We start from the raw sequence: 5,525 nt of genomic DNA on the forward strand, positions 1-5,525 counted from the left end.
CCAAAGAATGAGTCGGCATTCCTTTCTCTCCTTCCTCTTGAATACCTGTACCCTATTTTAAATTAAAAGGCTGTACTCCAGCATCAACCCCGACACCGACGCCAACGCCAACCTCAACGCCAACGCCGACACCGACACCCACGCCGACACCCACGCCAACGCCGACACCAATGCCAACCCCAACACCAGCACCCCGAGAAGAAGGGATCCGACTGGTGAAGCGGATCAGCGCCGTCAACGGCCTTCCTATCCGCGAGTTCTTCGACGAGCCCACGGATCCCAACGACAACCCAGGGATCCCTCGGCCGGGCGGGGCAGCCACCTTCCTGCAAGGCGCCATCAACCAGCCGGTACGTCCCGGAGCGCGGCTGCAGTTTGCGATTTACTTCCTGCTGGATTCGCCCGGCTCGAGGCTGACGGTGTGTGATCCCCTCGCCCCCGGTCTTGGCTATGTGCCGGGCAGCTTGTCTGTGACGCCGGCAGGTGGCTCTCCAGTGGCTCTGAGCGATGCGGTTGATGGGGATGCGGGAGCTTTTATCCCGCCGGGGCAAGCGGTGCCGCCGGCCTGTGGGGGCATCACCAACCCCAACGGCCTGGTGGTGGTCAATGTGGGGCAAGCCGGCAGTGCCGGGGCCATCCGCTTCGAGGCTGTCGTTCCCAGATAGAGGTAGCCATGACCTTGCAGCTTGACTGCTGAAGGCGACTTCACCCCCCTCTTTCGCAGCAACGCTTGCCGCCAGCAACGCTAGAATGCCAGGCTGAGAGCAAAAGCAGTGTCGGCAACGGGTGAAGACATGACACAGCGTGCCCAGCAGGGATCCGCAGTTGGCAGCAATCGGTGGGAGTGGGGAAGAAGATCACTCCGGCTGGTCTTAGCGGCTGTGTTGCTTTGGACGATTTGGCTGGGTGGGATCCCGGCCCTGGCGCTGCCGCAAGGGGATGCCATTACGGATCCGCGAACCCTCTTGCGGCGGGCGCTGCCCATCCAAGACAGTCGGATCTGGGAAATTGACGAGGCCATCACCAAAATCGAGGCCGACCTGAAGTACAACCGCTGGTCGGCGGTGCGGGGGGATGTGCGCCAGGTGGAGCGGCTCCTGGATCGCTATGCGGATCCCCTGCTGGCGGAGTTGCCCCCCGAGCAGGCTGCCGCCGCCTCTGAAGCAATAGCCGCCCTACGCCAGGAGTTGCAGCTCATCAGCCAGGCCACGGAGCGCAAATCCAAGGGCAAGGAGGAAGCCCGCGCCGCCTACGACCGCCTCATAGACGACTTGGGATCCCTGGAGAACAACTGGGTGGGGGCCTTCCCCTACGAGGTACCTGATGAGTACGCCGACAAGCCTCAGCTCCTGGGCCGGGCAGAAGTGGAGCTGAACACCACCGCCGGGCGCATGGTGATCACCCTGGATGGCTATAGTGCTCCAATAACTGCTGGCAACTTCGCTGACCTAGTGCAGCGGGGCTTCTACGATGGCCTGACCTTTGACCGAGTGGAGAAATTCTTCCTAGTGCAAGCTGGAGATCCCCCTGGCCCTGCCGACGGCTATGTGGATCCGGCCACCGGCAGAGTCCGCACCATCCCCATGGAGATCCGGGTCAAGGGTGAGGTAATGCCCCGCTACGGCCAAACCTTCGATCAACTGGGCCTGTGGGATGTGGAGCCGGCCCTGCCCTTTGCTGCCGAAGGGACGGTGGCCATGGCCCGCTATCCCGAGGATCCCAACAGCGCCTCTTCTCAGTTCTTTATCTTTATGGCCGAGCCGGATCTCACTCCCGCCGGCCTCAACCTCATGGATGGCCGCTACGCCGTGTTCGGCTATGTTACCGAGGGCACCGAGGTGCTGCGCAAGATCAAGCTGGGGGATCAGATCCTGAGCGCCCGGCTGATCTCAGGCCAAGAAAATCTCAGGAATGGGGCGTAGGGATTTTGCATCACTATCTCCTACCTTTGCCCTTTTGAGTGGCTAGAAGGCGCGGCTGAGGGCAGTTCCCGGGCCCTGAAACGCCAGCCAAGAGATCAGAAAGTTGGTAACAAACACCCCCAGCAACGCCGTCACCACAGCATCGGTGGTGGAGCGCCCCACCCCCTTGGCGCCCCCGCTGGTGGAAAGGCCCCAGTTGGAGCCGACAATGGCGATCAGAGACCCAAACACCATCGCCTTCAAACAACAGACGATCAAGTCCCAAGGGGCCAGGAGATTCTGAGCCGAGGTGAGAAACACCGTGGAAGGAATGTTGTAAACCGACGCGCAGATGATCATCCCCCCCACCAACCCCGTCAACAGGGAGAGGATGGTGAGCACCGGCAGCATCAGCCCCGCGGCCACTACCCGTGGGATCACCAGATAGTCCACCGGATCGGTGCGCAACAGGTAAAGGGCGTCGATCTGCTCCGTGACTTTCATGGTGCCCAGCTCGGCGGCAAAGGCGGATCCCACCCGTCCAGCCAGGATCACCGCCGTCACCACCGGCGTCAGCTCGCGGGCCAGGGCAATGGCCAAAACCCCGCCGATGAGGGAAGAAGCTCCAAAGTTGATGAACTCGCGCGCCAACTGAATCGTGAAAACGCCGCTGATCACCACCGCTGTGATCAAAACAATCAGCAGCGACTCCAGCCCCACCGCTGCCAGTTGCTCCAGCGTGTTGCGACGGTGAATGCGGCCCCGCAGCAGGTGCAAGGTCACCTGCCCGGCCAGGAGAAAACTGCTGCCCACCCGTTGGAACCAGTTCATGATCTCTCAAGAGGCCGATACGGCTGACGGCTCCGCCTCAGGTTCTGCCGGAAGCTGGAAGCTGGGGACAAACGAGGCCCGCGTCAAGGGTTGGTCGATCATCAGCCCTTCCCCCCCCAATACCTCGAGGGCACGCCCCTCGACGGAGATCCACACCCGCGCGCCGGGGTTCTGGCTGGTGGCCGTGTAGAGCACCTGCGCGATCCGGCTCATCATCGCCGTGGATCCCCCCCCTTGCGTGAATTCAGAAGAGAAATTGAGGAAAATATCGTTGCCTTCCACCCGCACATCCAGCAGCCGTGTCTGGGGAGGGATGGCGGTGGTGAGGTGGGGATCCCGGGGCCCGGCGATCAGCTCTTCCAAAGCCACACGGATGGCCTCTTGGGCGTCGAAGGCGCGCACGGAGCGCTCCTGCTGCACGTAGTAGATCGAGTTGTTAGCCGTGGTCAGCCAGTACAAAGAAAGGGTTTGCCGCGGCCCAATGCTGTACCACCAGGCTCCCCCCATCACCCCCACCCCCAGCAAAAAGCCCAGGATCCCCAGGGGCAGGGCCTGGTCGCGCCGTGGGCGGGAACGTCGCCCCCCCAATTTGCCAGAGCCAAGCTGTGCGGTACGCCCTCCGTAGTGATCCATCGCTGCCATTCCCCTGTCTTGCTTAGCTCTAGGGTAGCGAAGAAAGGCCCACCCTGCCGGGGATCCCCAAACCGGCACAGGCGCAAGCCAGCTTGAACTGGCTTCACGCTGGCCACAGCCATTCGCGACAACCAAGAGGCGGCGCGGCTGCTCTCCCGCCTGGACGAGGCCCGCATCGAGAAGCTCCTGGCAGAAGACGACCCTATCGACGAGAAGATTTAGCCCCAATGGGCGGGGATCCCTGCTAGGGAAGGGCGGCTCGCCGGGATCCCATCAGGGTCTCCAAGCTCTCGACCCGCACAAAGCCGATCACCTGCACCTGATCAGACCCTATCTCCAGGCTGAGCACCCGCACCAGGAGCCCCAGATCTTCTAGCTCTTGCAGATCAAACACCTCGTTAAGGCCGCCCAAAAACGCTGCCGAGATCTCATCGGGAACCCGCACAGAGCCGATGACAAACTCCGGATCCTGAAGCTGCAAGCGGCGCCCCTCCTCCACCTGGATCCCGGCGTTGAACACTACATCAACTGCTCGCGTCAGCGGGACGGAGTCTTTTTGCTCGCTGCCGCCTTCCTGCTCCACCAAGAGGGCAGAAAGTCGAAGGCGGTCAGGAGCCAAAAACTCGACCCGGGGTTTGCGCAGATCGAAGCGGCGGGGTTCGTCCCTAAGCCCGCCAAAGGGCAGATCTGCTCGGATATCCTGAAACTGTCTCAGCACCTCTGGCGAGTTGAGGGCAGCATTCAAGTCTTCTTCCCGCACCACCACCCGCACCGCCGCCTGCAGAGGACGCTCCAGCCGCAGAGGAGCCCCGCGGAAAAAAGACGGGTCAATGGCCACCGGATCTGTTTCCAGCTCCAGCAGCTCTATGCGCGGAAACGGAGCCCTGTACAGCCCCCGCCCGGCAACCAACAACCGATCCGCCTGGCCGCTCAAAAAACGATAGTTAGGGCGGCTTTGGATGCGCACCTCCAAAACCTCTACCCCATCGAGCTGAGCGAGCAAAAGCTGCCGAGCCGCCTGATCTGCCAGGTAGCCTGCCCCTCCTCCCAAGCCCGCCAGCAACCCCACCAAAGCCGCCAGGATCTCCATATTTGCCGCTGTCACGTCTCCCCCACTCAGGTTAGCAGGGGGATCCCTGGCCCTCGTCAGGGATGCCGGCTAACGCAACACCTTAAGGGGACTAGCCTCAATAGGGCGATTTCCCAGGAAAGTTTTGGCAATTTTCAGGCCGTCCGCCATCACCGGCCGGTTGAGGGTTGGGTCATGGACAAATTTGACGCCGGAAGCCACCGTTGGGCGCCCCTCGCCCCAGGTATCCACAACTTTCAGAGTGGCAGCAGCAACCGGACGGCCATCGGCAAAGTAATCCACTACCTTCAGGGTGGAAGCTCCCACCGGGCGGTTGTCGATCTCGATCTTGCTGAACTTGACAGGGCTAGGAAACACCGGCGGGCCGGACCTCTCTCCTGACCCTAGAGCAGCCGGCAGGATCGGGTCGGCAGGCCGAGGAGCCAAGTTCAGACCGTTTCCTTGTCCCGTAGAGGTTTCTTGCTCCGGCAGCGGGCTGGAAAGACCACTAGGAACGGCCATAGCAATCTCCTAAGTTACAGAGGGAGCTGAAGGGAAAGGGGAGAAGAAACGACGGAATAAAACCGCCGAGCTGGGCGTCTTTAGGATCCCCGCAACCTCAGACCAGATTCTAAAAATATTCTAAACCATCGTTGGGCCTACGATCGGCTGCTCACACTCTGGCTTTATCCGTCAACTGCCGCTGAGGCACTCAGCGACGCTACACCTTCCCCGGTGCCATTGAGTCCGTATACACATTTGTAAACACTGTGTTACCCTTTGAAAGGACTTATCGGCAACTGAGGAGTGTTCGAGTAGCTGTGGTGAGTCAGCCAACTGTGGCTACGGATGACGCAGGCCAAGGGTGGAAAAAGCTTTTGGCGCGCTGGCGCGGCGACCTTATGGGCGGCTTGACCACAGCAGTGGTGGCTTTGCCGCTAGCGCTTGCCTTTGCCATTGCCAGCGGCGTTGATCCTAAAGCGGGGCTTTACACAGCAATTGTAGCTGGATTTAACACTCCCACCGCCTGAAGGCGGGGGATTCTTACGCAGTCCACAAAAGAACCCGTAACGGCGTTGTCAAAGCGCCTC

At 61.3% G+C, this 5,525-nt stretch carries 6 protein-coding genes and 1 pseudogene; 3 read left to right on the forward strand and 4 right to left on the reverse strand.

Features of this window, described 5'->3' with window-relative positions:
* Window positions 1–215: 215 nt before the first annotated feature.
* Together NW809_RS10425 and NW809_RS10430 are read left to right on the forward strand one after the other, a co-directional pair.
* A complete protein-coding gene (locus tag NW809_RS10425; RefSeq protein ID WP_414402075.1) occupies window positions 216–665 on the forward strand; it encodes a hypothetical protein in 450 nt (149 codons plus the stop codon).
* Between the two features lie 129 nt (window positions 666–794).
* Window positions 795–1,922 (forward strand): peptidylprolyl isomerase, encoded by a 1,128-nt coding sequence (locus NW809_RS10430; protein ID WP_414391071.1) that lies wholly within the window; start codon window positions 795–797, stop codon window positions 1,920–1,922.
* A 42-nt stretch (window positions 1,923–1,964) separates the two neighbouring features.
* On the opposite strand, the gene NW809_RS10435 is transcribed toward NW809_RS10430, so the two are convergent.
* From NW809_RS10435 to NW809_RS10450, 4 genes are all read right to left on the reverse strand, one after another.
* Complete coding sequence (locus NW809_RS10435) at window positions 1,965–2,732, reverse strand: MlaE family lipid ABC transporter permease subunit (RefSeq protein ID WP_011430901.1); 768 nt, start codon at window positions 2,730–2,732, stop codon at window positions 1,965–1,967.
* A 6-nt stretch (window positions 2,733–2,738) separates the two neighbouring features.
* The gene (locus NW809_RS10440) at window positions 2,739–3,365 is read right to left on the reverse strand and encodes a GerMN domain-containing protein (protein ID WP_099813000.1); all 627 of its coding nucleotides are present in this window, start codon (window positions 3,363–3,365) and stop codon (window positions 2,739–2,741) included.
* 244 nt (window positions 3,366–3,609) lie between these two features.
* Window positions 3,610–4,470, reverse strand: a complete 861-nt coding sequence (locus NW809_RS10445) for a DUF2993 domain-containing protein (RefSeq protein ID WP_228375271.1) — start codon at window positions 4,468–4,470, stop codon at window positions 3,610–3,612.
* A 54-nt stretch (window positions 4,471–4,524) separates the two neighbouring features.
* Window positions 4,525–4,956, reverse strand: coding sequence for a hypothetical protein (locus NW809_RS10450; RefSeq protein WP_011430898.1), 432 nt, complete (start codon window positions 4,954–4,956; stop codon window positions 4,525–4,527).
* Window positions 4,957–5,336: 380 nt separating this feature from the next.
* On the opposite strand from NW809_RS10450, the pseudogene NW809_RS10455 reads away from it, so the two are divergent.
* Window positions 5,337–5,447, forward strand: a pseudogene (locus NW809_RS10455) (SulP family inorganic anion transporter); the annotation flags it as partial.
* Window positions 5,448–5,525: the final 78 nt, after the last annotated feature.

It is taken from the genome of Synechococcus sp. WC101 (assembly GCF_047461555.1).
Classification (GTDB): Bacteria; Cyanobacteriota; Cyanobacteriia; order Thermostichales; family Thermostichaceae; genus Thermostichus.

Coding starts and splice junctions, on each gene's coding strand:
- NW809_RS10430 (WP_414391071.1), top strand. CDS start 795: ATGACACAGCGTGCCCAGCAGGGATCCGCAGTTGGCAGCAATCGGTGG.
- NW809_RS10435 (WP_011430901.1), bottom strand. CDS start 2,732: ATGAACTGGTTCCAACGGGTGGGCAGCAGTTTTCTCCTGGCCGGGCAG.
- NW809_RS10440 (WP_099813000.1), bottom strand. CDS start 3,365: ATGGATCACTACGGAGGGCGTACCGCACAGCTTGGCTCTGGCAAATTG.
- NW809_RS10450 (WP_011430898.1), bottom strand. CDS start 4,956: ATGGCCGTTCCTAGTGGTCTTTCCAGCCCGCTGCCGGAGCAAGAAACC.